Annotated in this window: 4 protein-coding genes and 1 pseudogene; all 5 read left to right on the top strand. The window is 34.7% G+C overall.

Annotated elements, in window-relative coordinates:
• The first annotated feature begins 139 nt into the window (after positions 1–139).
• The gene (locus AC1WHX_RS11515; protein ID WP_009316762.1) at positions 140–1,012 is read left to right on the top strand and encodes a YicC/YloC family endoribonuclease; all 873 of its coding nucleotides are present in this window, start codon (positions 140–142) and stop codon (positions 1,010–1,012) included.
• A 5-nt stretch (positions 1,013–1,017) separates the two neighbouring features.
• A complete protein-coding gene (gmk, locus tag AC1WHX_RS11510) occupies positions 1,018–1,584 on the top strand; it encodes a guanylate kinase (RefSeq protein ID WP_009316761.1) in 567 nt (188 codons plus the stop codon).
• 3 nt (positions 1,585–1,587) lie between these two features.
• A complete protein-coding gene (gene nadD / locus AC1WHX_RS11505; RefSeq protein ID WP_122337995.1) occupies positions 1,588–2,175 on the top strand; it encodes a nicotinate (nicotinamide) nucleotide adenylyltransferase in 588 nt (195 codons plus the stop codon).
• A 3-nt stretch (positions 2,176–2,178) separates the two neighbouring features.
• Positions 2,179–2,826: a DUF5063 domain-containing protein gene (locus AC1WHX_RS11500; protein ID WP_009316759.1), complete on the top strand. Its 648-nt coding sequence runs from the start codon at positions 2,179–2,181 to the stop codon at positions 2,824–2,826.
• Positions 2,801–3,048 (top strand): annotated as a pseudogene (locus AC1WHX_RS11495) (3'-5' exonuclease); the annotation flags it as partial. The gene AC1WHX_RS11500 and the pseudogene AC1WHX_RS11495, both read left to right, overlap by 26 nt.

Raw genomic sequence — 3,048 nt, 5'->3', positions numbered from 1 at the left:
AAATTTCTCGTCCGATAAAGAATCGTGCAGACAAGTTTCTAATCTCAAAAAACATTGATACCAATAAAATAAGCATTTTTTTTTATTTAATGACCATTGAAACAGAATTAAAATTAATTTTGCAAAAACATTAATTACAATGATACATTCAATGACCGGGTTCGGCAAAGCTATTACCGAACTGCCCAATCGAAAAATCACGGTAGAAATAAAATCTCTAAATAGTAAACAACTCGATTTATCGACTCGTATTCCGGCTATATATCGTGAGAAAGAAATGGAAATACGATCAGAAATCGCCAAAAGATTAGAGCGCGGGAAAGTCGATTTTTCTATTTTTATAGAAAATATCGGTCGGGATGCTTGTACTCAACTCAATATGCCTGTCATAGAAGGATATTATCAACAGATCAAAGAGGCTTCTGAAACATTGAAGATAGCTTTACCGACAGATTGGTTTCAGACTTTACTACGTCTTCCCGAATCGATGAAAACCGATACAATGGAATTAGAAGACAACGAAGGAGATGTATTGATGCAGACAATAGACAAGGCAATCGGACAATTGGAAGAGTTCAGGCAACAAGAAGGAGTAATGCTCCAAAAACTGTTTACCCAAAAGATCGACAATATCGCATCCCTTCTCAAAGAGGTTGAACCATATGAACAGGAACGCGTTGAAAAGATTAAAGTCAGAATACATGAAGCCCTAAGCAAAATAGAAAATTTCGATTATGACAAAAACCGATTTGAACAGGAAATGATTTTCTATATCGAAAAATTGGATATTAACGAAGAGAAACATCGTCTGGACAATCATCTGAAATACTTCATAGAAACAATGGCCTCCGGTAAAGGACAAGGGAAAAAACTCGGTTTTATCAGTCAAGAAATGGGGCGAGAGATCAACACATTAGGTTCTAAAGCCAACCATGCGGAATTACAAAAAATAGTCGTTCGCATGAAAGATGAATTAGAGCAAATTAAAGAACAAGTTCTTAATGTAATGTAATTGTTATGCAAGGGAAACTAATCATATTTTCAGCACCATCAGGTTCAGGGAAATCAACGATTATAAATTACTTATTACAACAAAATCTCAATCTGGCCTTTTCTATATCCGCAACATCCCGCGCTCCGAGAGGTAACGAAAGGAACGGAGTAGAATATTATTTTATGAGTCCTGAAGAATTCAAAACAAAAATCTCCAACAACGAATTTCTCGAATATGAAGAAGTATATGCAGATAAATTTTACGGTACATTAAAATGTGAAGTGGAAAGACTTGTTGCCGAAGGAAAAAATGTTGTTTTCGATGTCGACGTTGTTGGCGGAATAAATATAAAAAAGTTCTATGGTGATCGGGCTTTATCGATATTCATACAACCTCCAAGTGTGGAAGTCTTACGCCAAAGATTAACAGATCGTGGAACAGATGCCCCGGATGTTATCGAGTGCAGATTGAACAAAGCGGAATACGAACTTTCTTTTGCTTCCCAATTCGATATTGTTATCGTCAATGATAATTTGGAAGACGCTCAAAAACAAGCGTTACAAGCTATACAGAATTTTACGGCTCATTAAACCATGAAAATAGGAATATTCTCCGGATCTTTTAATCCGATACATACAGGACACCTAATTATCGCCAACTATCTTTGCGAGTTTGAAAAGCTGGACGAAATATGGTTTGTCGTATCACCTCAAAATCCGCTGAAATCCAAGAGAGATTTGTTATCGGACATTCACAGAATAACGATGGTAAAAAAAGCTATCCGTGGAAACCGGAAATTCAAATATTGTGATATAGAATTTTCTTTGCCTCTACCCTCGTACACTGTACGAACATTAAAAACATTAAAAGAAAAATATCCCGAAAATGAATTTCATTTAATCATAGGTTCGGATAACTGGCTCATTTTCGACCGTTGGAAAGACTACCAGGAAATTTTAGACAATTATCCTATTTTTATATATCCTCGTCTCGGATATGAAATAGCTTCTAAAAATTCCTTAAACGGCAAAAATATTCAAATAGCCAGAAGTCCGATAATCGAAATATCTTCAACTTTTATTAGAGAAGGTATTTCCAAAGGAAAAAATATGAACTATTATATGCCTTCGAATGTATATCGATATATTCTGTCAAAGGCATTATATCAACCGCAAACATAAATTATGGATAACTATATTTTTTCAAAAAACACAATCGAGTTTGTTACAGTCGGTGTCGAATTTTGCGCCTTAATGGAAAAAGTTCAGGAAAGCGAAAAATGCGAATTTATAGATACCACCGTAAAGATTCTTCCTTTGCTCTATCTCAAAGCGATATTGCTTCCGGACTCAAATGAGGAGAACGAAGAATATGACATAAATATAGAACATTTTGTTACTGAAGAAATTTATGAATATATTCGCAATAGTATAGAACAAATATTAGGTGAACAAGATTCATATCTTGAGGTTTTCCATGCAGATATGCAATACAGTGAAAGTCCTATCATTGCATATATATCTGAAGATCTTACCGATATATATCAAGATATTAAAGATTTCATATCGGTATATAGTTTGGGAAACGAAGAATGTATGCGTGTATCCTTGAACGAATGTAAAAACAATTTTATGGATTATTGGGGACAGAAACTCGTAAATGTTTTAAGGGCTTTACATTCGTTAAAATACTCCTCAGAAGAGTCGGAAGATATAGAAACGCATCATCATGACAACATAAAACCGACAAACGGAAATAATCTATTTTCCCAACGCCAAGAATCATGGAAGGAAGATATGAACATGGATGAATGGAATAAATGGAATGAATAAATACAACCCAATAAAAATATCAAAAGAAGAAATATCTAAACTGGAAACAGACGCTTTTTCAGGACGTATTATCGTGGTCCAAAATAAACAAGATATAGAAAAAGCGATCTCATATCTTTCGGATTTTCCTATTCTGGGAGTAGATACCGAAACCCGTCCCTCTTTTAGAAAAGGGAAATCTCATACTGTAGCTCTCATACAAATCGCAACAGAAGATACTTG

It is taken from the genome of Coprobacter sp. (assembly GCF_982436375.1).
Note: the sequence above shows the minus strand (reverse complement) of the source record. Positions and strands in the feature narration are given on the sequence as shown.

Coding starts and splice junctions, on each gene's coding strand:
- gmk (WP_009316761.1), top strand. CDS start 1,018: ATGCAAGGGAAACTAATCATATTTTCAGCACCATCAGGTTCAGGGAAA.
- AC1WHX_RS11515 (WP_009316762.1), top strand. CDS start 140: ATGATACATTCAATGACCGGGTTCGGCAAAGCTATTACCGAACTGCCC.
- AC1WHX_RS11500 (WP_009316759.1), top strand. CDS start 2,179: ATGGATAACTATATTTTTTCAAAAAACACAATCGAGTTTGTTACAGTC.
- nadD (WP_122337995.1), top strand. CDS start 1,588: ATGAAAATAGGAATATTCTCCGGATCTTTTAATCCGATACATACAGGA.